Origin of the sequence: Corynebacterium endometrii (genome assembly GCF_004795735.1) — a bacterium.
Taxonomy (GTDB): domain Bacteria; phylum Actinomycetota; class Actinomycetes; order Mycobacteriales; family Mycobacteriaceae; genus Corynebacterium; species Corynebacterium endometrii.
Map to the genome: position 1 here is coordinate 2,004,561 of NZ_CP039247.1, position 20,591 is coordinate 2,025,151.

20 protein-coding genes are annotated in these 20,591 nt (G+C 61.6%); 7 read left to right on the top strand and 13 right to left on the bottom strand.

The features are described from left to right. The first annotated feature begins 1 nt into the window (after window position 1). Window positions 2-1,984: an ATP-dependent DNA helicase gene (locus tag CENDO_RS09050; protein WP_136141737.1), complete on the top strand. Its 1,983-nt coding sequence runs from the start codon at window positions 2-4 to the stop codon at window positions 1,982-1,984. Window positions 1,985-2,017: 33 nt separating this feature from the next. Then, window positions 2,018-2,527, top strand: coding sequence for a GNAT family N-acetyltransferase (locus tag CENDO_RS09055; protein ID WP_136141738.1), 510 nt, complete (start codon window positions 2,018-2,020; stop codon window positions 2,525-2,527). 198 nt (window positions 2,528-2,725) lie between these two features. Here the strand turns inward: CENDO_RS09055 and CENDO_RS09060 are convergent, their stop codons facing one another. From CENDO_RS09060 to nrdF, 4 genes are all read right to left on the bottom strand, one after another. After that, window positions 2,726-3,481, bottom strand: coding sequence for a peptidyl-tRNA hydrolase (locus tag CENDO_RS09060; RefSeq protein ID WP_425456175.1), 756 nt, complete (start codon window positions 3,479-3,481; stop codon window positions 2,726-2,728). Continuing rightward, entirely contained in the window at window positions 3,474-4,637 is a 1,164-nt protein-coding gene (gene serB, locus CENDO_RS09065; RefSeq protein WP_136142238.1) for a phosphoserine phosphatase SerB, read from the bottom strand. The genes CENDO_RS09060 and serB overlap by 8 nt, the downstream gene beginning before the upstream one ends. Window positions 4,638-4,825: 188 nt before the next feature. Further along, window positions 4,826-6,547, bottom strand: a complete 1,722-nt coding sequence (gene ctaD / locus CENDO_RS09070; protein ID WP_136141740.1) for an aa3-type cytochrome oxidase subunit I — start codon at window positions 6,545-6,547, stop codon at window positions 4,826-4,828. 402 nt (window positions 6,548-6,949) lie between these two features. Then, window positions 6,950-7,939 (bottom strand): class 1b ribonucleoside-diphosphate reductase subunit beta, encoded by a 990-nt coding sequence (gene nrdF, locus CENDO_RS09075; RefSeq protein WP_136141741.1) that lies wholly within the window; start codon window positions 7,937-7,939, stop codon window positions 6,950-6,952. Window positions 7,940-8,062: 123 nt separating this feature from the next. Between nrdF and CENDO_RS09080 the strand changes: the two genes are divergently transcribed. Next, window positions 8,063-8,755 carry a FadR/GntR family transcriptional regulator gene (locus CENDO_RS09080; RefSeq protein WP_210726528.1) on the top strand — a complete coding sequence of 231 codons (693 nt, stop codon included), beginning with the start codon at window positions 8,063-8,065 and terminating at the stop codon, window positions 8,753-8,755. A gap of 47 nt (window positions 8,756-8,802) precedes the next feature. On the opposite strand, the gene nrdE is transcribed toward CENDO_RS09080, so the two are convergent. The 4 genes from nrdE to ykgO form a co-directional block, all read right to left on the bottom strand. Next, window positions 8,803-10,965: a class 1b ribonucleoside-diphosphate reductase subunit alpha gene (gene nrdE, locus CENDO_RS09085; protein WP_136141742.1), complete on the bottom strand. Its 2,163-nt coding sequence runs from the start codon at window positions 10,963-10,965 to the stop codon at window positions 8,803-8,805. Between the two features lie 174 nt (window positions 10,966-11,139). After that, window positions 11,140-11,577: a class Ib ribonucleoside-diphosphate reductase assembly flavoprotein NrdI gene (gene nrdI, locus CENDO_RS09090; RefSeq protein WP_136141743.1), complete on the bottom strand. Its 438-nt coding sequence runs from the start codon at window positions 11,575-11,577 to the stop codon at window positions 11,140-11,142. Between the two features lie 150 nt (window positions 11,578-11,727). Beyond that, the gene (gene nrdH / locus CENDO_RS09095; protein ID WP_136141744.1) at window positions 11,728-11,967 is read right to left on the bottom strand and encodes a glutaredoxin-like protein NrdH; all 240 of its coding nucleotides are present in this window, start codon (window positions 11,965-11,967) and stop codon (window positions 11,728-11,730) included. Window positions 11,968-12,578: 611 nt separating this feature from the next. After that, on the bottom strand, window positions 12,579-12,701 hold the full coding sequence (gene ykgO / locus CENDO_RS09100) for a type B 50S ribosomal protein L36 (RefSeq protein ID WP_003847162.1): 123 nt from the start codon (window positions 12,699-12,701) through the stop codon (window positions 12,579-12,581). A 261-nt stretch (window positions 12,702-12,962) separates the two neighbouring features. Between ykgO and nadE the strand changes: the two genes are divergently transcribed. Next, window positions 12,963-13,790 (top strand): NAD(+) synthase, encoded by an 828-nt coding sequence (nadE, locus tag CENDO_RS09105; protein WP_136141745.1) that lies wholly within the window; start codon window positions 12,963-12,965, stop codon window positions 13,788-13,790. 24 nt (window positions 13,791-13,814) lie between these two features. Here nadE and CENDO_RS09110 read toward each other — a convergent pair whose 3' ends face one another. Both CENDO_RS09110 and CENDO_RS09115 read right to left on the bottom strand, forming a co-directional pair. Next, window positions 13,815-14,591 (bottom strand): fructosamine kinase family protein, encoded by a 777-nt coding sequence (locus CENDO_RS09110; protein WP_136141746.1) that lies wholly within the window; start codon window positions 14,589-14,591, stop codon window positions 13,815-13,817. 93 nt (window positions 14,592-14,684) lie between these two features. Next, entirely contained in the window at window positions 14,685-15,122 is a 438-nt protein-coding gene (locus tag CENDO_RS09115; RefSeq protein WP_136141747.1) for a pyridoxamine 5'-phosphate oxidase family protein, read from the bottom strand. Window positions 15,123-15,364: 242 nt separating this feature from the next. On the opposite strand from CENDO_RS09115, the gene CENDO_RS09120 reads away from it, so the two are divergent. Further along, entirely contained in the window at window positions 15,365-16,738 is a 1,374-nt protein-coding gene (locus tag CENDO_RS09120) for a sodium/glutamate symporter (protein ID WP_136141748.1), read from the top strand. Between the two features lie 122 nt (window positions 16,739-16,860). On the opposite strand, the gene CENDO_RS09125 is transcribed toward CENDO_RS09120, so the two are convergent. Further along, complete coding sequence (locus CENDO_RS09125; protein WP_136141749.1) at window positions 16,861-17,112, bottom strand: hypothetical protein; 252 nt, start codon at window positions 17,110-17,112, stop codon at window positions 16,861-16,863. 46 nt (window positions 17,113-17,158) lie between these two features. Here CENDO_RS09125 and CENDO_RS09130 point away from each other — a divergent pair, with 46 nt between their 5' ends. Further along, window positions 17,159-17,944, top strand: coding sequence for a tRNA threonylcarbamoyladenosine dehydratase (locus tag CENDO_RS09130; RefSeq protein WP_136141750.1), 786 nt, complete (start codon window positions 17,159-17,161; stop codon window positions 17,942-17,944). Beyond that, entirely contained in the window at window positions 17,937-18,716 is a 780-nt protein-coding gene (locus tag CENDO_RS09135) for a TatD family hydrolase (RefSeq protein WP_136141751.1), read from the top strand. Before CENDO_RS09130 ends, CENDO_RS09135 begins: the two co-directional genes overlap by 8 nt. On the opposite strand, the gene CENDO_RS09140 is transcribed toward CENDO_RS09135, so the two are convergent. Both CENDO_RS09140 and CENDO_RS09145 read right to left on the bottom strand, forming a co-directional pair. After that, window positions 18,713-19,708, bottom strand: coding sequence for a siderophore-interacting protein (locus CENDO_RS09140; RefSeq protein WP_136141752.1), 996 nt, complete (start codon window positions 19,706-19,708; stop codon window positions 18,713-18,715). The two genes, CENDO_RS09135 and CENDO_RS09140, sit on opposite strands and share 4 nt — an antisense overlap. Next, complete coding sequence (locus CENDO_RS09145; RefSeq protein WP_136141753.1) at window positions 19,705-20,589, bottom strand: ABC transporter ATP-binding protein; 885 nt, start codon at window positions 20,587-20,589, stop codon at window positions 19,705-19,707. The genes CENDO_RS09140 and CENDO_RS09145 overlap by 4 nt, the downstream gene beginning before the upstream one ends. Between the last annotated feature and the right edge of the window lie 2 nt (window positions 20,590-20,591).

The window sequence follows — 20,591 nt, forward strand, 5'->3', positions numbered from 1 at the left end:
GATGAGTGATGAGACCCCTGAGAAGCTAACCACCGAATCCCTGCTCACCGCCGCCGTGGAGGCGCTGGGCGGCGCGCGGCGCGAGGGCCAGGTGCGCATGGCCCTGGCCGTGACGGAGGCCCTGGAGCGCGACCGGCACCTCGCCGTGCAGGCGGGCACCGGTACCGGAAAATCCCTGGCGTATCTGGTTCCGGCCATCCTGCACGCCCATAACACCGGATCGACGGTGATAGTGTCCACGGCCACGCTGCAGCTGCAGCGCCAGTTGGTGGGCAGGGACCTGCCCCGGTTAATGGACGCTCTTTCGCCGGTGATGGGGCGCACCCCGACCTTTGCCATCATGAAGGGGCGCTCAAACTACGTCTGCATGAACAAAGTGCTCGGCGCGTTCGTGGAGCCCGAGGATGAGGGCATATTCGAGGAAGAGGCCATCTCACGTATGGGCCAGCACGTGCGCCGGATCGCGGATTGGGCGCAGGATACCGAGACCGGGGATCGCGATGAATTGGACCCGGGTGTTCCGGATTTGGCGTGGCGGCAGTTGAGCGTGACGTCGTCGGAATGCTTGGGCGCAACGCGCTGCCCGCACGGCGAGGACTGCTTCGCCGAGGCCGCCCGCCAGCACGCCCAGAACGTAGACGTGGTGGTGACCAACCACGCGATGCTGGCCATCGATGCGGTCAGCGAGATGAACATCCTTCCCGAACATGACGTGGTGATTGTCGACGAGGCGCACGAGCTGGACGCCCGCATCACCTCCGTGTCCACCGCGGAGGTCACGGCGCGCGCCATCAAGCTGGCGGCCAACCGGGCCAAGTCCCTAGGGGCGGAGGGCAAGGAGCACCGCCTGGCAGAGATGGCGGATGAATTCGCCCTGACCATGAGCGAATTCGAACCCGGGCGCTGGGTGGACATGCCTGACGAGGCGAAAAGCCACCTGGATTCGCTGGGGCAGGCGCTCGCCAGCTGCAAGACCGCGCTGGGCACCGGCTCCGAGGAGGAAAAGGCCAACGACCCGGAAAAGTACGCCGAACGCATCAACCTGGTCAACCACCTGGGCGAAATGGTGGAGACCGTTACCCGCATCCTGGACGTCTTCGAAACGGATGACCCGGCCAAGCACTTCGACGTGGTCTGGCTCTCCCACGATGAACGCTTCAACACGGACACCTTAGCCGTGGCGCCGCTGTCCGTGGCTCCCCTGCTCCACGAAAACCTATTTGGTGAGCAAACTGTGGTGCTGACCTCGGCCACCCTGGCCCTAGGCGGTCGATTCGACGCCATGGCCGCGCAGTGGGGCCTGCCGAAGGGAACGTGGGACTCGCTGGACGTGGGCACCCCCTTCGACCCAGCCAAGGCCGGAATCCTCTACGTGGCGCGGCACCTACCCGCCCCCGGGCGCGACGGGCTGGCGCCGGAGACCCTGGAGGAAATCCGCGAGCTGATTATGGCCGCCGGTGGGCGCACCCTGGGGTTGTTTTCCTCCCGCCGCGCCGCCGAGGAGGCCGCCCAAAAACTGCGCAACAAGCTCCCCTTTACCATTCATGTTCAGGGCGAAGATTCCGTGAGCGCGCTGGTGGAGAAGTTCACCAAGGATGAAAATTCCTGCCTGTTCGGCACGTTGGGCCTATGGCAGGGCGTGGATGTTCCAGGACCGGCGTGTTCCCTGGTCATTATGGACAGGATCCCGTTTCCCCGGCCGGATGACCCGTTGATGCAGGCGCGCACCGAATCAGCCAAGGCGGAGGGCCGCAACGGGTTTATGGAAGTATCCGCCACCCACGCGGCGCTGCTCATGGCGCAGGGTGCGGGCAGGCTGCTGCGCTCCGTGACGGACCGTGGCGTGGTGGCGGTACTGGATAATCGCTTAGAGACCAAGCGTTACGGTTCCTTCCTGCGCAACTCCATTCCGCCGTTCTGGTACACCACCAATCCCGAAACGGTGCGCGGGGCGCTAAAACGCCTTGTGGGCTCGGGCGGCTAGGTTCTAAGGCTGGGTGAGGTATATCATTTCCGCATGACTGGATCCGACCTGCCTCAGCTTACGGCCCCATTTTTGAAGAACCTGCGCCCATTGGCCCCAAAGGACGCAGAAAAGCTCACGGAGGCCTGCCAGGATGCCGAAACGCAGCGCTGGACCAACGTCCCGCCGGCGTACACGCTCGATATGGCGCACGCGTTCATCCGCGGCACCGAATGCAAATGGGCCATGACCGACGAACGCGACGACTTTTGCGGCGTCATTGAGCTGCGCCCACGCAATGACTTCCTGGCGGACCTGGGATACCACACCGCGCCGTGGGCGCGCGGCCAGGGGTTTACCACCGACGCGGTAGTTACCGTGACCGAGTGGGCCTTTGGCCAGGGTTTCCACCGCATCGAGCTCAAGGCGGACGTCAACAACGTAGCCTCCCGCCGCGTCGCCGAAAAGGCGGGCTTTGCGTTCGAGGGCGTTGCCCGCGGCTCGCAGCACATGCACGGCCGTTTCGATGACCTCGCGGTGTACGCGCGCCTGGCTACGGACTAGCGAAAGACAGCGGGACGGCGTTCGGGGCGAGACGGCGTTCGGCGCGCGGCGGTATGCGTCGCGGGGCTGAGCCCAAACGACTGATCGCAAAGGACCTACATCAAGAAAAACCGCCTGGATTTCCTCCTAATGGCGGGAAAATAACTCGGTGTAGGTCTTTTGCGATCAGTCTTTTGTGTTTTCGCGATGCGGAAATCGCTACTCGTGTAGTGGGGCGCGCAGGGCGCAGACGGTGGCTGAGCCCGGCGCTATCTCCGTGTAGCCGGCGTCGCGGATGATGACCGCGCCCGGCTGGGCGCAGGCGCGCTGGAACGTATCGCGGCCCACCTCACGGACGGACAGGGCAAAATCGCGCGCGGCCCAGGCCTCAGCCTCTTCCAGAGTCATGGCCGCGCCCAGCAGCATTGAACCGTGGCCCACCTGGGCCGCGGCCTTTCCCGCGCTCATCCCGAGCGAGGCGTCGACATAGAGGATGGGCCGGTCTGCCGGCGCGCTAGACAACGCCTCTAGGGGAAGGTCCGTGCCTGAAATCTGCAGCTTCCTGATGGGGTGCGGGACCTCACTGACGGCCGATGGGGCAAACGCTCGGGCCAGGTTATCGACCGTGACGCCCGGCAAGGCCTGCACGTTATCCCAGGCGGCGTTGCGGCCGCGGCGCGCCACTTTGCGGATGCGCCGGCCGTACCACCCGGCCAGCGCCTCGGCATAGGCTGTGTCCCTACCGGCGCGATCATCCAGGCATGCGGCAATAACGGCGCGGGCCGCGGCAACTAGCACCTCATTGCGCGCGGGTGGGTCCTGTTTGGGAATGTTCAGCGCGATCTGCATGGCCTGGACCGTCTCCGGGCGGGACGGGTCCTCGATCTCTAGGTCCTCGCGCGGGCCGCGCGGATGGCTTACCGCGGATAGGCGATGGTGGGCGACGCGAAAGGCCGCGGGGTCGTGGCTAAGCACCTTCGACTTCCTCACGAGGGATACCAAGGATGTGGAGGATCTCATCCATGTATGGATGGTTGATGGACGCGTCCGCAACCTCGCGCAGCGCGGGCTTCGCATTGAACGCGATGCCCAGGCCCGCGGCTGTGATCATGTCGATATCGTTGGCGCCGTCTCCAACGGCGACGGTTTGGGAGATGTCGAGGCCGGCGTCGTCGGCGAATTCGCGGAGGAATTCCTCCTTGGCCTTGCGGTCGACCACCTTGCCGGTCACCCGGCCGGTGAGCTTGCCGTCAACCACCTCGAGCGTGTTGGCCCGCACGTAATCGAGATCGAGGTCCTTAGCCAGCCCCTCGAGCACCTGAATGAAGCCCCCGGAGACCACGGCCACGCGGTAACCCATCTTCTTGAGCGTGCGGATGGTGGTGCGCACTCCCGGGGTCAGAGTGAGCGAGGCCGCGGTCGAATCGATGACGGAGGCGTCCAGACCCGCCAAGGTGGCAACGCGCTCGCGGAGGGACTCTTCGAAATCCAACTCGCCGCGCATCGCGCGCTCGGTCACCTCGGCTACCTCAGCCTCTTTGCCGGCGTGGGCCGCGAGCATCTCAATGACCTCACCGGTAATCAGGGTGGAGTCACAATCGAAACAGATGAGGCGCTTGGCGCGTCGGGACAGGCCGGCGCGCTCGAAGGCGATGTCCACGCCCAGCTCCGCGGCCTGAAGGGCAAGGGCCTTGCGGATAGCGCCAGAGCTTTCAGGCACCGTCACGTACAGCTCAATCCCGGTGACCGGATAATCCGAGATACCGCGGATTCGGTCAATGTTGATGTCAAAATTGGCAAGCGTCTGGCCGATGGCGGAAATATGCCCCGCGGTAATCCGACGCCCCAGGACGACCACCGCATGGGTGGAGCGGGGACGGGCCTTTGCGCCATCCCGCTCATCCACGGAGACGTGCTGCTTGTAGATGCTCAGCGTATCGCGCAGGCCCTGCCCTACCTTTTCCAGCTTGCCCCGCTCGATGGAAACGTACGCCGCGAGCGCGATGCGCCCGGCAAAGAGATCCTGCTCCACGTCCATCAGCTCGGCGTGGTGGGAGGACAAGACTCGGAAAAAAGCCGCGGACACCCCGGGCTTATCGGGGCCGGTGGTCGTGATTACGGCAGTGGTCATCAAGGCATCTGTATCAGTCACGCGCTTAATTATTACACGCCCCGTATTTATGCAGCTACGCGTGTCCCATAGTGGGGTACGCGTTGGGCTAAAACGGCGAGCACCGCCAGCGCCTCCGGGGAGGAACTGACGGTGCTGTCAGGAGTCTTTTGGCTTTGTGAGAAGCCTAGACGGTGTGCCGCCTCTATTTAGCGGTGCACGTCCTCACGGTCATCGTGGCCGTGGCCAAGGTGAGCCTCAGCACGCATGCGCTGAACCATGTGTGGGTAGTGCAGCTCGAACGCAGGGCGCTCGGAGCGGATGCGTGGCAGGGCAACGAAGTTGTGGCGTGGAGGAGGGCAAGAGGTTGCCCACTCCAGGGAGTTGCCGTAACCCCATGGGTCATCAACGGTGACAATCTCACCGTAGCGCCAGGACTTGAATACGTTCCAGATGAATGGGATGACGGACGCGCCCAGTACGAAGGAGAAGATGGTGGAAATCTGGTTGAACAGAGTGAAACCATCGGTGTCCAGGTAGTCCGCGTAGCGACGTGGCATACCCATGTTGCCCAGCCAGTGCTGAACCATGAAGGTGCCGTGGAAGCCGATGAAGGTCAGCCAGAAGTGAATCTTGCCGAGGCGCTCATCGAGCATGCGGCCGGTCATCTTCGGGAACCAGAAGTAGACGCCACCGATAGCGGAGAATACAACGATGCCGAACAGGGTGTAGTGGAAGTGGGCAATCAGGAAGTAGGACTCAGCCAGGTGGAAGTCCAGTGCCGGGGAGGCCAGCATAATGCCGGTCATGCCGCCGAAGAGGAAGGTAACCAGGAAGCCCATAGCGAAGATCATTGGGGTCTCCCAGGTGATGTGGCCCTTCCACATGGTGCCCACCCAGTTGAAGAACTTAACGCCGGTAGGAACCGCAATCAAGAACGTCATGAAGGAGAAGAATGGGAGCAGGACCGCGCCGGTTACGAACATGTGGTGTGCCCACACGGCCATGGACAGAGCGCCGATGGCGAGGATGGCGAAGATCAGGCCAATGTAGCCGAAGACTGGCTTACGGGAGAACACCGGGATGATCTCAGAGATAACGCCGAAGAATGGCAGGGCCAGAACGTATACCTCAGGGTGGCCGAAGAACCAGAACAGGTGCTGCCACAGGATAGCGCCGCCGTTAGCGGAGTCGTAGATGTGAGCGCCGAGCTTGCGGTCATACAGGACACCCAGTGCCGCAGCGGTCAGCAGCGGGAAGATCATCAGAACCAGAACGGAAGCAACGAATACCGCCCAGGTGAACACCGGCATGCGGAACATGGTCATGCCAGGCGCGCGCATGGTCAGCACGGTGGTGATCATGTTGATGGCGGAAGCGATGGTGCCAACACCGGTAGCGCCCACGCCGACAATCCACATGTCGGCGCCGATGCCTGGGGTGTGGACGTCATCGGCCAGCGGCAGGTACATAGTCCAGCCGAAGTCCGCGGCGCCACCAGGGGTTGCGAAACCGAGCAGCATAACAACGCCGCCGATGAGGGTGATCCAGAAACCGAATGCGTTCAGGCGTGGGAAGGCCACGTCCGGAGCGCCGATCTGAAGCGGCAGGACGTAGTTACCGAAAGCCCACACAACCGGGGTTGCAAACAGCAGCAGCATCACGGTGCCGTGCATGGTGAACAGCTGGTTGAACTGCTCGTTGGAAAGGAACTGCAGGCCCGGGGTGAAAAGCTCAGCACGGATCAGCAATGCCATGAAGCCACCGAGGAAGAAGAAGCTAAAGGCCATGATCATGTACATGATGCCCAGCTGCTTGTGGTCGGTGGTGGTCAAAAATACCCAAGCCTTGTTACCGGTCTTCTCATTACCGGTAGGCGTAGGGCGGGTTGGCTGGACGTAATCGTCAAGCCGTGGCGCCACAGCGGTCATTAAGAATCCTCCTGACTAACGGCGTAGCGGATTTAGGGCCACTACGCCCATGGATTTACAGAGACTAATCCTAAGTCAGCGCGCGTCCTATTTCCAGCTGTCAATTAACTTTCTTTTCCCTCTATAGAAGGCCAATGTGACAGAAGTGACTACATTCCCGCAGCACGTTAGGCGTAGCCACATAAACCCCACCAAAACCTCGTCCCCCTGGAGTGGCACAGCCCACACTCCCCCACCCCTTTTTCCTTGCTTTTAGGCCCCGCGAGCGACCCCCGAAACCCCCCGGGATACGTCATCCTTAAGGTTGATGACAAAACAGAAAAGGTGGGCCAGCGTAACGCCGGCCCACCTCAGCGCCCACTTAGGCGTGGAAGTGACGTGTGCGCGCGGTCGACGCGCGTTTTAGAAGTCCCAGTCCTCGTCGGTAGTCTCCTCGGCCTTGCCGATGACGTAGGAGGAACCGGAACCCGAGAAGAAGTCATGGTTCTCATCCGCGTTCGGGGACAGGGAGGAAAGAATCGCTGGGGATACGCGGGTTTCATCCGCCGGGAAGAGACCCTCGTAGCCCAGGTTGTTCAGCGCCTTGTTGGCGTTGTAACGCAGGAAGCGCTTGACGTCCTCGGTCCAGCCGAGGTCATCGTAGAGATCCTCCGAGTAATCGGTCTCATTGTCATAAAGATCGTAGAGGAGCTCGAAGGTGTACATCTTCAGCTCATCCTGCTCAGCCTGGGTCAGTTCCTTCAGCCCCTGCTGGTACTTGTAGCCAATGTAGTAACCGTGGACCGCCTCATCGCGGATGATCAAGCGGATGATGTCCGCGGTATTGGTCAGCTTGGCGCGGGAGGAGAAATACATCGGCAGATAGAAGCCGGAGTAGAACAAGAAGGACTCCAGCAGCGTGGAGGCCACCTTCTTCTTCAGCGGATCTTCGCCCTTGTAATAAGAAAGGACAATCTTGGCCTTCTTCTGCAAGTTCTCATTCTCCTCGGACCAGCGGAAGGCGTCATTAATCTGCTGCGTCGAGGACAGGGTCATAAAGATATTGGAGTAGCTCTTCGCGTGAACGGACTCCATGAAGGCGATGTTGGTGTATACCGCCTCCTCATGCAGGGTCTTGGCATCCGGCAACAGGGATACGGCGCCAACCGTGCCCTGGATGGTATCCAGCAGGGTCAAACCGGTAAACACACGCATAGTAGTCTGCTGCTCGAGCTCGGTCAGAGTCCTCCAGCTCGGCAGGTCGTTGGACACTGGAACCTTTTCTGGGAGCCAGAAATTACCGGTGAGGCGATCCCAGACTTCCTGGTCCTTCTCATCCGGAATGGTGTTCCAGTTGATGGCCTTAACTGGCTTATCGTGGCTTTCAAGGTAGCCGTCATACTCGTGAGTCAACTACTAGCTCCTACGTAGGGTGGATAGGGATTCGGGCCTATCCGGTAAAAGTTCAATCGGGGTCAAGGGTACCATCAGAGTAAATAAACGGTATGCCGGGAAAGAAAGCGGGAGGTGCTGGAGGTGGCGTCGGGCAAAGCGGGGCCTTTGGCGGGCGCGGTGTTAGACGCCGTGGGCCAAGCCATCGCGGGCGGGGCTTATGCGCCCGGGGACAGGCTGACGCTGCGGGGACTCGAGGCCGAATTTGGGGTCTCCCGCACGGTCGCCCGCGAGGCGATGCGCGCCCTGGAACAGCTGGGCATGGTGGAATCCTCCCGGCGCGTGGGGCTTACCGTGCTACCGATGGAGCGCTGGGCCGTGTTTGATCCCGCGGTAATCGCCTGGAGGCTGCGGGGTGAGAAATCGCGGGCCGCGCAGCTGCGCACGCTCAATGAGCTACGCGTGGCTATCGAGCCGCTGGCCGCCCGCCACTGCGCTGAACACGCCAGCGAGGCGGACCGCGCGGAGATTCTGCGCCTCGCCGGCGAGCTGTGTAAGCTTGACGCCCACCCCTCCCCCAAGGTTGGCGCGGAATTAGAGGTGGACCTGCAATTCCACACCGCGATTCTGCGCGGCTCCCGCAACGAGATGTTCAACGCGCTCGCCCCCTCGTTGCTGGCCATTTTCAAGGGCAAGTCCATCTTCGGCTCCGCCAAGCGGGATCCCGTCGCCGGCACCGCGCAGCTGCACCTCGAGCTGGCCCGGGCGATTGCCGATTCGCGGGCCGATACCGCCGAGGCGCTCTCCCGACGCATCCTGGACCACAACCGCAAATAGCTCAATCCCCCGCTCGGAGTGACCCGTGCGGGGGATTGCCAAGGCGCTTAAAGCATGCAGGATACGCAGCCCTCAACCTCGGTGCCGGTAAGAGCCATCTGGCGCAGGCGGATGTAATACAAGGTCTTAATGCCCTTGCGCCATGCGTAAATCTGCGCGCGGTTGATATCGCGAGTGGTGGCCGTGTCCTTGAAGAACAAGGTCAGCGACAGGCCCTGGTCGACGTACTTGGTGGCCTCCGCGTAGGTGTCGATGATCTTCTCATAGCCAATTTCGTAGGAGTCCTTGAAGTAGTCAAGGTTCTCGTTGTCCATATGGGGCGCCGGGTAGTACACGCGGCCGATCTTGCCTTCCTTCCGGATCTCAATCTTGGAGGCGATTGGGTGGATGGAAGACGTGGAGTTGTTGATGTAGGAGATGGAACCGGTTGGCGGCACGGCCTGCAGGTTGCGGTTGTACATGCCGTAGGCGCGAACGTCCGCCTTCAGCTGCTCCCATTCCTCCGCGGTGGGAGTCTTGATAGTGGACGCCTCGAAAAGGGCCTTGACCTTTTCGGTGCGCGGCTTGAAGGTCTCTGGGTCGTAGCGATCGAAGAACTCGCCGGTGTAGTACTCAGAATCCTTAAACTCGGAGAAGGATTCGCCGCGCTCGCGGGCGATGGTGTTGGAAGCCTTGATGCAGGCGTACATCACCGCAGCGAAGTAGGCGTTGGTAAAGTCCAGGCCCTCCTCGGAGCCGTACTCGATGTGCTCGCGCCCCAGGTATCCATGCAGGTTCATCTGGCCCAGCCCGATGGCGTGCGAATTGTCATTGCCCTTGCGCACGGATGGAACCGAATCGATGGCGGTCTTGTCCGCCACCGCGGTCAGCCCGCGGATCGCGGTTTCGACGGTCTTTGCAAAGTCCGGGGAATCCATGGACATGGCGATGTTCAGGGAACCGAGGTTGCAGGAGATGTCATCCCCCATCTCCGAGTAGGAGAGATCATCGTTAAAGTAGGACGGGGTGTTGACCTGCAGGATCTCGGAGCAGAGGTTGGACATGTTGATGCGGCCGGTCTTGACCGGGTTGGCCTTGTTCACCGTGTCCTCGAACATGATGTACGGGTAACCGGACTCAAACTGCAGCTCGGCCAGGGTCTGGAAGAACTGGCGCGCGTTGATCTTCTTCTTGCGGATGCGGGGATCCTCAACCATTTCCTCGTAATGCTCGGTCACCGAGATATCCGCGAACGCCTTGCCGTAGATGCGCTCAACGTCATACGGGGAAAACAGGTACATGTCATCATTGCGCTTGGCCAACTCAAAGGTGATATCCGGGATGACCACGCCCAAAGACAGGGTCTTGATGCGGATCTTCTCATCGGCGTTCTCACGCTTGGTGTCCAGGAAGTTCATGATGTCTGGATGGTGGGCGTTGAGGTACACCGCGCCGGCACCCTGGCGGGCGCCAAGCTGGTTGGCGTAGGAGAAGGAATCCTCCAGCAGCTTCATTACCGGGATGACGCCGGAGGACTGGTTTTCAATGCGCTTGATGGGGGCACCGGACTCACGGATGTTGGACAGCAGCAGCGCCACTCCTCCGCCGCGCTTGGACAGCTGGAGGGCCGAGTTGATGGAGCGGCCGATGGATTCCATGTTGTCCTCGATGCGTAGCAGGAAGCAGGAAACCAGCTCGCCGCGCTGGGCCTTGCCCGCGTTGAGGAAGGTAGGGGTTGCGGGCTGGAAGCGGCCGGTCATGATCTCATCAACCATGGCCTCGGCCACCTGCTCGTTGCCATCCGCCAAAAACAGGGCGGTCATGGCGACGCGATCCTCGAAGCGCTCCAAGTAGCGGCGACCATCGAAGGTCTTTAGCGTGTAGGACGTGTAGTACTTAAACGCACCCAAGAAGGTCTTGAAGCGGAATTTGAATCCGTATGCGCGCTTGTAGAGGGATTTTACGAACTCCCAATCATACTGCTCGATGACCTCAGGTTCGTAGTACTTGTTTTCAATCAGGTACCGGATCTTTTCTTCCAGGTCATGGAAGTAGACGGTGTTCTGATTGACGTGCTGCAGGAAGTACTGATTTGCCGCCTCGCGGTCCTTATCAAACTGGATATTGCCGTTCTCATCGTAGAGATTCAGCATCGCATTCAACGCGTGGTAATCCAGCTGCTCTTCCTGCTTTACTGGCTCTGCCACGGTCTTTCCCAGCTGAGTAGACATGCGTTTCGATTTCCTTTTCGTAAGTCTTTTTATTGGTGCTCTAGGGGCTGCTCTGGGAGCACTGTGTGGAACCGATACTACTTGATCCGCGCACTCACGGCATAGTGGAAATCAATTCCCTTCTACCCCTAAAGCCCTCCCGCCGCAACGGCGGAAGGGCGATATAGTTGCAGGTTATTGGGCTTTTACTTGGTCCAGCCCCAGGGCCTGCGCGTTGGCTTCGAGCCCCTCGCGGCACAGACGCACATCCTCATCGTTTCCCATCAACTCGAAGCGGTATACGTAGGGCACCTTGCACTTGGCGGAAATAATTTCCCCCGCCTTGCCAAAGTCACTGCCGAAATTTGAATTGCCGCCGGCAATGACCGCGCGGATAAGGCCGCGGTTGTGCTCATTATTCAAAAAGCGGATGACCTGAACCGGCACCGGTTTTGAGTTCTCATGGGTAATGGACGCACCCCCGCCATAGGTTGGGCAAATAAGCACGTACGGCTCATCGACCACCAGGGGTTCATCCTTCTTGTGCAGCGGGATGCGCTTGGCGGGAAAACCTAGCTTGTTGACGAAACGGCGCGTGTTTTCCGTTGCGGATGAAAAGTACACGACCAACATGATGTTTTAAGGCCCCACTCACGGGTTTTGGGTGTTTATTGGAATGCTATTGGCGGCGGTGGGCTGCTACAAAGACAAAGAGCGAGCCTGAAAGCGCCGTGCGCCCCCTGCTCGCTCTCGTAAGGACGGTTGTAGAGCCTATCGATTGCCTTAAGCAGATGCCGCTGCGCTGACCAGTTCCTTGATGCGGTCTGGGCGGAAGCCGCTCCAGTGGTTGCCCTCAGCCTCTACGACCGGAAGCGCAACGTAGCCCAGGGACATGACGTAGTCACGCGCGTCATCATCCATGGACACATCCACGGTGGAGTACTCAACGCCGGAGCGGTCAAACGCACGCTTGGTTGCGACGCACTGTGGGCAAGCTGGCTTGGTGTAGAGAGTGATAGACATGGCGGCTACGTCCTTCTTCATCATGCGCTCGGCGGCGGGCTAGGAGTGTCACCTCGAGCCGAACCGGGGCGGTGGGAATCAAGTTCTTTATTTACTTCTCAGGGATATCTAGAACCGTTGTCCTCGATGTCCTGAGCAACACGAATGACACTATACTTTGTGGCGATTCCCCGCAACTGACACAACATATAGTAGTTACGTGGGTGAAATTCCCAGGAAGCTGGCCCCCGGCGGCCCACATGTTGCACTCGTGTAATTCCACCCCTTCCAAGCCCCCGGCTTACACCGCTGAAATTTCTTGGGGTTTTGCGAAATAATGTGACTAAGGTTACATTTTCGGCGCGGGCCCGCGTCCGATTTGGACCCCGCCGGAATGGACCTTAAATCGCGCCCGTCACGCCCCACCGTCACCACCCCGCTCGCCAACCGCCGCCGACCACCACACCCCACAAGACCACCGGGCCACAAAGCCACCGGGCCGCAAAGCCACCGGGCCGCGAAGCTAGCGCGGCACCCCACGGGCCGAAGCATCGCGGTTAATCCGTCGGGGGCTAAAACGACTAATGCCACCTACCCGGTTACAGGTAGGTGGCATCAATGCTTCGCACGAATTAGCCCTGACGAGCCTTGAAACGTGGATCCTTCTTGTTGATCACGAAGACCTTGCCGTGGCGGCGAATAACCTGGGCGCCCGGCTTCTTCTTCAGCGACCGAAGCGACTTGCGGACCTTCATCGGGCGCTCCTTTCGTTATGCGCATCTCAAGTGCGGAAATGAATACTGTAAAGCATGTACCGGAAGTCCGGTCATGACACGAGGGAAAATATTACCCCACTGGCGCGTCAATACCAAAACTCACACTTTTCACGCCTATACACCTCCACCCCGGCCCCGGGCGGGAGCGCCGCAAACTCGCACATCAGGGACCGCTCCGCGCCTGACCGCGCGCCACCTATAGGACTACAGAATTGCGTTCGCGAGATTACAATGGCCCGCATGACTTCTATTTCCCCGCTGCAGCAGCAGATTATCGAAGAAATGGGCTCCAAGCCCTCCATTGACCCGGCACAGGAGGTGGAATCTCGCATCCAGTTCCTCGTGGACTACCTGCAACGCACCGGCGCCAAGGGCTACGTCCTGGGAATTTCCGGCGGCCAGGACTCCACCCTGGCCGGCAAGCTGGCCCAGCTGGCCTGCGACCGCGTCGAGGGCGCCGAGTTCTACGCCGTGCGCCTGCCACACGGCGTCCAGGCCGATGAGGATGACGCGCAGGTGGCGCTGAAATTCATCCAGCCGGACCACAGCCTCAACATCAACATCGCCCCCGCCACCGCGGCGCTGGACGATGAGATAGCCGGCGCCTTCGGCGAGGCGGATCTGGGAGATTTTAACCGCGGCAATATCAAGGCCCGCCTGCGCATGACCGCGCAGTACGCCGTCGCGGGAGAGAAGGGGCTGTTAGTCATCGGCACGGATCACGCCGCGGAAAACGTCACCGGCTTCTACACCAAGTGGGGTGACGGCGCCGCCGATCTCCTCCCGTTGGCGGGGCTGACCAAGGGCCAGGGAAAGCAGCTGCTCGTTGAGCTGGGCGCCCCCGATTCCACCTGGCAAAAGGTCCCCACCGCGGACCTGGAGGATGACAAGCCGCAACTACCGGATGAGGTTGCACTAGGCGTTACCTATGAACACATTGACGCCTACCTCGAGGGCAGGGACGTGCCCGACGCTGCCCGCAAGACCATCGAGGATTGGTACCACCGCGGCAAGCACAAGCGCATGATGCCTCCCGGCCCGCGCGAGGTAGAGCGGGGACTGGTTTAAGCCCGCCTAGGCCCGGTACCGACACTAGGATTCGCCGAGCACCTTGAGGGTGGTCTCGGCGGCGCGGGCTAAGTCCGCGTGGTAGCCGGGGCCGTGCGTCATGGCGTGGACCGCCAGCGGGTGAAGCTGGTGCATGGGCACCCAATCGAAGAAGTCATCAGGCGCGCCGTAGCCGGCCACTATGTGGGAGAGGTACGGCGCACCGAACAACGCCAGCATGGCCAAGTCAGTAAACGGGTGGCCACCGTGCGCCGCCGGGTCGATCATGACCGGGCCATCGCTGCTAAAGAGCAGGTTGCCCGCCCACAAATCGCCGTGGATGCGGGCCGGCGCCACCCGGCCGTACTTCCCGCCGTCGTTAGCCACAATCGCGGCACACGCCCGCTCCACCAGGTCCAGCTGCTGCGGGTGCAGGTTAGCGTTGCGGGCAAAGGGCAGGACGCGCTGCTCAACGTAAAAGCGCGCCCAGTTGTCCGTGGGCTCACACCGCTGTTCAACCCGGCCGATGTAGTTCTTCCCCGCCCATCCAGCCGGCGGGCAACCAAAGGCCTCGGCCCCGGACTCATGCATAACAAGGATCTGGCGCCCGGCCTCCTGCGCGGCCCATTCGGTGGGCATGACCTCATGGATGCGCTCGGTGACCAGCTCAAGGCCGTCTACCCTAACCACCTCCACCACGGCGTGGGTGTTCTCCCCCAGCCACCGCAACCCGGCGGCCTCGGCGCCCGCCTGATCCGGCTCGCGCACGCGCTTGGTGAAAGTGTCCCGGGCATCGTGGTGCGGCTTTTTACCTTTATTCATACCCCCACCCTACGGGTCTTAGGGCGTGGAGACGACGCACCGCCCCGCCGCGTCCGCACTCACAGACGCGCCAGCGGCCCGCCCTGCGCCGGCTCAGCCCTGGTAGCGCTCTGGCTCCTCACCGAGGTTGAAGTAGCGGCCGGAAATTTCCCTGGCGTTGATGCGCACGTAGTTGTACTTCAGCGTGGGCAGCCACGGCTTTAAGGGAAGCTCATCGGCCTTTTCGATATCCTGGTAACTCTTCAGCACCTCGGCCTCGCCCTTGATGACCACGGACCACGCCTTGTCGCCTTCAACGTGATCCACCTCGAAGAGCACATCGTGGTTGAGGCTAACGCTAAAGAGCTTGGACCCCTCCGCGGTGCGGAAATAGACGGATTCGCCGTCCAGCGCGTAGTTGACCGGGAAGATATCCATGTCATCCTTGCGCCGGACCACAAGGCGGCCAAGCTCCTGGGTGGCCAAGCGCTCCAAGGATTCCTCCTTGGCCATCTTATTGATTGCTTCGTTGTGATTGTCATGCCCGTTCATAGGCCCCATTTTTCCACGCGCTGGGAATGCGTGCCGGAAGTGTGACTTCATTAACGCAGGAAACTATCGGCCGATAGCTTAGACGCAGGTGAGAGGCCCGCCCCTCACATCACCCCGGGAATATAGGCGGATATATAGGCCGGGAACTATCTATTTTGCCTAGCCGTCTGTAGGCTTAGCGGCGTTTAGTACCTTATTCGGCGCCGGCGGCGGTGCCGATTTATTTTTGAAGCGAGTCTTACATGGAAGAAGCATTATTCCGCCAAACCCTTTTGGTTGACATGGGCCTTATCGGCGCCCTTATCCTGCTGGGCGTAATACTGCGCGCCAAGGTCCCCGCCTTCCAGTGGCTCATGCTGCCGGCGCCGGTAATCGCGGGTTTCCTAGGCTTCCTGCTGGGCCCCAACGTGCTGGGCGCGTACGCGAAGTCCCAAGGTTGGGCATGGGCCGGCCTGCCGTTTTCTGAATACGTGGGCTCCTACACCACCATGCTCATCGCCGTGGTGTTTTCCTGCATGGCGCTGTCCCAGGATTTCAGCTTCAAGTCCCTTACCCCCTCCCTGCGAGGCTTTGCAGGTTACGGCATCTTAATGTCCGCCGGGCAGGTGCTAGTTGGCATGCTGCTGGCGTTTATCCTGCTACGGCCGCTGTTCGACGCGCCAATGTCCATGGGTCTTATTCTCTTCGGCGCGTGGTCCGGCGGCTTTGGCACCTCCGCCGCCATGGGTGACGTATTCGCCGCCAACGGACAGCCGGAAGTGACCTCCATCGCGTTTACCGCGGCCACCGTGGGCATGCTCTCCGGCATCATCGGCGGCGTCATCCTGGCCCGCATCGGCGCGTCCAAGGGTTACGCCGCCGCGTACGACGCATCCAAGCCGCTGCCCCAGTCCCTGCGCACCGGCATCCTGGGACGCGATGAGCGCCACAGCGCCGGTGAGCACACGCTGTCCGGCTCCTCCGTGGAAACCCTGACCTTCCACATCGGCATCGTCGGCGCGGTGATGGCCATCGGCTGGTGGGTGCAGACCACCTCGGCTGCGTACCTCAATGCGTTCGCGCTGCCGCTATTTACCACCGCGTTCCTGGTTGGCCTGGTAGTCCGCTGGGCGCTGCGCAGGACGGGCGGCGTCAAGGTCGTGGATCAGGGAACCACCAAGTCCATCTCCGGTACCGCCTCTGACATCCTGATTGTCTGCGGCATGGTCTCCATCGAGCCGGCATTCGTTTCTGACCACCTGCTGTCCCTGCTGTTTATCTTCCTGCTGGGCATCGCCTTCTGCGTGTTCCTCGGCCTGGTCATTGCGCCGCGCTACCTGGGCCACGGCTGGTTCGAGAAGCAGATCTTTACCTGGGGCTGGGCCACCGGTTCCGTGGCCACGGGCATCGCGCTGCTGCGCATCGTGGATCCCGAGTTTGAGTCCGGCACCGTGGAAGACTTCGGCTACGCCTACATGCCGCTTATCCCAATCGAGGGCGCGGCGGTGGCCGTGGCGCCGCTGCTGATTATCGCCGGCGCGTCATGGTCCGTGGCGCTCATCTGGGGCGTCCTTGCCCTCTTAGGCTTCTGGCTGCTGCGCGCCAGCCACGCAAAATTCAAGGCCCAGGCGGCCTAGAGGCCAATCGGCTCCGCGGCGCTGACCCCAGCTAGGCGGCCGCGCGACCCGTGTGCGCTAGCCGCCGCAATTGGTGCGCCCAGGCCGGTGATCATCGCCGTGGCGGCGCTCGGTTAAAAAAATTAGGCTCCCGGGAACGCATTGGGCATTACCGCGAGGCGCACGTAGGCGTACCGCGGCTCCTCTTGGATAAGCTGCAGCGCGGGTTCAACCATGGGGCCATACTCCCCCTCCGCGTTCCATTTCAGTGCCGTACTGCAGTGCGGCGCATCCGGTGTGGTGCGCCGCTTTTCGCGTCCGATGCCACCCCGCCCCGAGTCCGCCAGGCCTAGCGAGGTTGGCGCAGCCTGGGACTGTTCACTATGATCGGGCAATCTTATCCACCCGCGCCTTTGCGCGCGGCCCAACGAGGAGGAGCCCGTGACCAACCCCCGCCATGCCCGCCTGCACCTTATCTTTGGTGATGAGGGGATGGAAAAGCTGACAAGCGCCACGGTGATGGTGCTGGGGCTCGGCGGCGTGGGCAGTGCGTGCGCCGAGGCCCTAGCCCGCGGCGGCGTGGGCAACCTCATCGTCATGGACGGTGACGTGGTGGAGGAATCCAATATCAACCGCCAGGCCGTGGCCTATGGCAGCACCATCGGCATGAAGAAATCGGAGGTGATGGAGAAAATCATCGCCGAGATTAACCCCGACTGCACGGTGACCGCGCGCGATGTGTTTATCACCAAGGACAACATCCATGAGACCTTCGCGTCCGTGTCCCGCCCGGATTACGTGCTGGACTGCCTGGATACCGTAACCACCAAACTCGCCATTGCGCACTGGTGCGCGGAGCACAACATCCACCTGATTTCATCTATGGGCGCGGCCAACAAGATGGACCCAGCGTACCTGCGTTTTGCCCAGATTCGCCGCACCGGCAATTGCCCGCTGTCCAAGGTCATCCGTTTAGAAAGCCAGAAGCAGGGGATCCGCGGCATTGAGGTGCTCTACTCCCAGGAAGAACCCTTCCGCATTGACCACGGCGGCTCCCGCGTCAAGGGTGAGACCCTGGGCTCCATGAGCTATATGCCACCAATCATGGGCAAGATGATTGCCGGGAAGGCCATCCGCCGCCTGACCGGATTCGAGGAATACCCCAACCCGCCACGCCTGTCCGCCGCGGCGAAGGAGCGCCTAGCCGAAGAGCGCGCCAATGCTTGACACCCACTACCACCTGGATTTCCTGAGCGCGCCCGCACGGGCGGAGTTCGCCGGGCTTAACGCCTCGCGCGGCATTGGCGTGGTGGCCCAGACGCTGACCCCGTCATCCTATGTCCAGCAAGCTCCCGGTGACATGCTCTCCCTGGGGTTTCATCCCTGGTACATCACCTCGCACGCGCAGGCCGAGGAGGAGCTCGCCATCTTCGACCAGCAGGTGGAAGGCTGCAGGCTCATCGGCGAGATTGGCATGGACTTTTTGCCACAAAACCTTGAGCGTGCCCCGGAAGACCTCCAGCGCCGCGTCTTTAGCCACATCCTCGACTCGGTATGCGCCGCGGCGGGCAGCAAGACCTACGTCCTATCCATCCACGCCGTGCGCTGCGCCACGGCCGTGCTGGACATGCTTGACGAACACCGCGTATGGGAGGCCGGGGTTGCCCCCATCGTCCACTGGTTCTCCGGCACCAGCGATGAGTTAACCCGGCTGATGCGCGCCGGCGGCTACGTCTCTTTTAACCCCATGATGCTGGCAGGCAAGCGCGGGCGCGCCTACGCAAAACAGGTCCCGGCGGAGCGCATCCTGCTGGAGACGGACCTGCCCTCATCGAAGACGCTTGCTGACAAAACCGCCCGTGACCACGCCGATGATCTCCGCGCCGGGCTCACCCACGTTGCAGATACCATCTCCGAGCTGCGCGGCGTGGACATCCTGCCCACCATCCTGGAGACCCAGCAACGGCTCTACGGCTTACCCGCGACGCCAGCCCACTAGGGGTTCACGCTGAGCGGGCGCGCGTCTTTCCAATACCCCATAAAAGAGATCTGGCCCTTCTTCAACCCAAACTGCTGCACTAGCAATCGACGCAGCGAGCGAACCAGTGAGCTTTCTCCGGCAATCCAAAAGTATTCGGAATCCAGTACCTCACCGGGCTGATCCCAAATCAGCTCCTCATGATCCGCTTCTGCCAAGGGCTCACTGCCCGCTTCATGATGCGCAGCAGATAAAAGGGATTCGGTACGGGTGGCTCCTTGGAGTTTCCCGGTTAAAGCCCCGGTAAGAGCCGCTGCGAGGGCTTCGGTAGTCTTCGCGCCGCGGGCGGCTCCGTTGCGGTTTAACCAAATTACTTCGAAACCCTGGGGTATGCGGAAGTCGTTGCGAATAGCCTCAATGTCCCCTTCGGTGGGCAGCTCAATGACCGCAACACCGCCGCGCAGTTTCTCAGTTTCCGGAGATAGATTCGCGGCGTCATCGAGTATTCTCCCGATGGCCGGCACTGCCGTTTCATCCCCCACCATGAACGCGTGGGTGGCTTCGCCCGGCAAGAAGGCGATGCCGTTATTCGAGCCCCCGCAGTTTCCGTCGCGCGCGGGCCCCACCACGGTCACCTTATCCCCCACGGCGGCCTTGTCGGCCCAGCTGGAGGCCGGGCCGGGGTGGCCGCCGTCCCCAACCCCGTGCAATACGAAGTCAACGTCATACTCTGTTGAATCGGCGGTCATGCGCTGCTCGCGCACCGAATAGGTGCGCATCACACCGCGTTCCCGCGGGTCCATCCCCAACCAGCCCTGATACCAATCGGCGTTCGTCGGCAGTGCGGGCGGCTCCCCGGTTTCCGTGAATATCAATTTAATTCGTTGATCGAGTACGGCGTTCTCGGATCCCAGGCGGGCCATCTCCGGACCACCAAAAGTGATGCGAATGTAGGTTTCGCTCAACCGCTGGGTGCGCACTACAGTTGCGCGAACGGGGATGTAGGTAGTCATAGCAGGTCCTCCCGGGGGATTTCTTCGCGGCCAACGGGGAACACGTACGGGGCGCCGGAAACCGGGTCGACGCCTATCTGCGACTCGATCCCGAAGATCTCACGGATCCTCCCCACCGTCAGCACTTCCCGAGGGCCGCCTTCGGCAACAATGGCTCCGTCTTTCATCGCCACGATGTGATCCGAGTAGCGCGAGGCTAGGTTCATGTCGTGCAAGACCATCACCACGGTGGTGCCCACATCGCGGTTGCGGCGTGAGACGACCTCTAAGATGTCCAGCTGATTGGCGATATCCAAGAACGTGGTGGGCTCATCAAGCAGCAAGATGTCCGTATCCTGTGCCAGCGCCATCGCAATCCACACCCGCTGGCGCTGGCCGCCTGAAAGCTCGTCCACCGGGCGGTCGGCCAGGTGCAGCGTTGAGGTTACCTCCATGGCGCGCCGGACAATCGCCCGGTCCTCGTGGTCAGCACGGCCCAACAGGCGCCGGTAGGGTTGGCGGCCGCACTCGACCAAATCTGAGACCAGCATGCCCTCCGGGGCAATCGGGTTCTGTGGCAGTATCCCCACCGTTTGGGCGAACCGTTTCCGGGCGATCTTGTCCGCCCGCTCGCCGTTTAGGTACACGCCGCCTCGGGTAGGGCTCATCAGCCGCGAAAGTGCCCGCAGAAGCGTGGATTTTCCGCAACCGTTCGCGCCAATGATCGACGTGACTTTTCCAATCGGCACGTCGACCGTAAGGCCGGTCGATACACGGAAGCCGTCATATTCCAGAGTGAGGTCGCGTCCCCCGAACGCGGACGCCCCGGCACGGCGCTGACCCAAGCCACCAGCCTGGGTGCTCCCCTGCGGGGACGGAATTGGATAAGGTGATCCGGTCATAA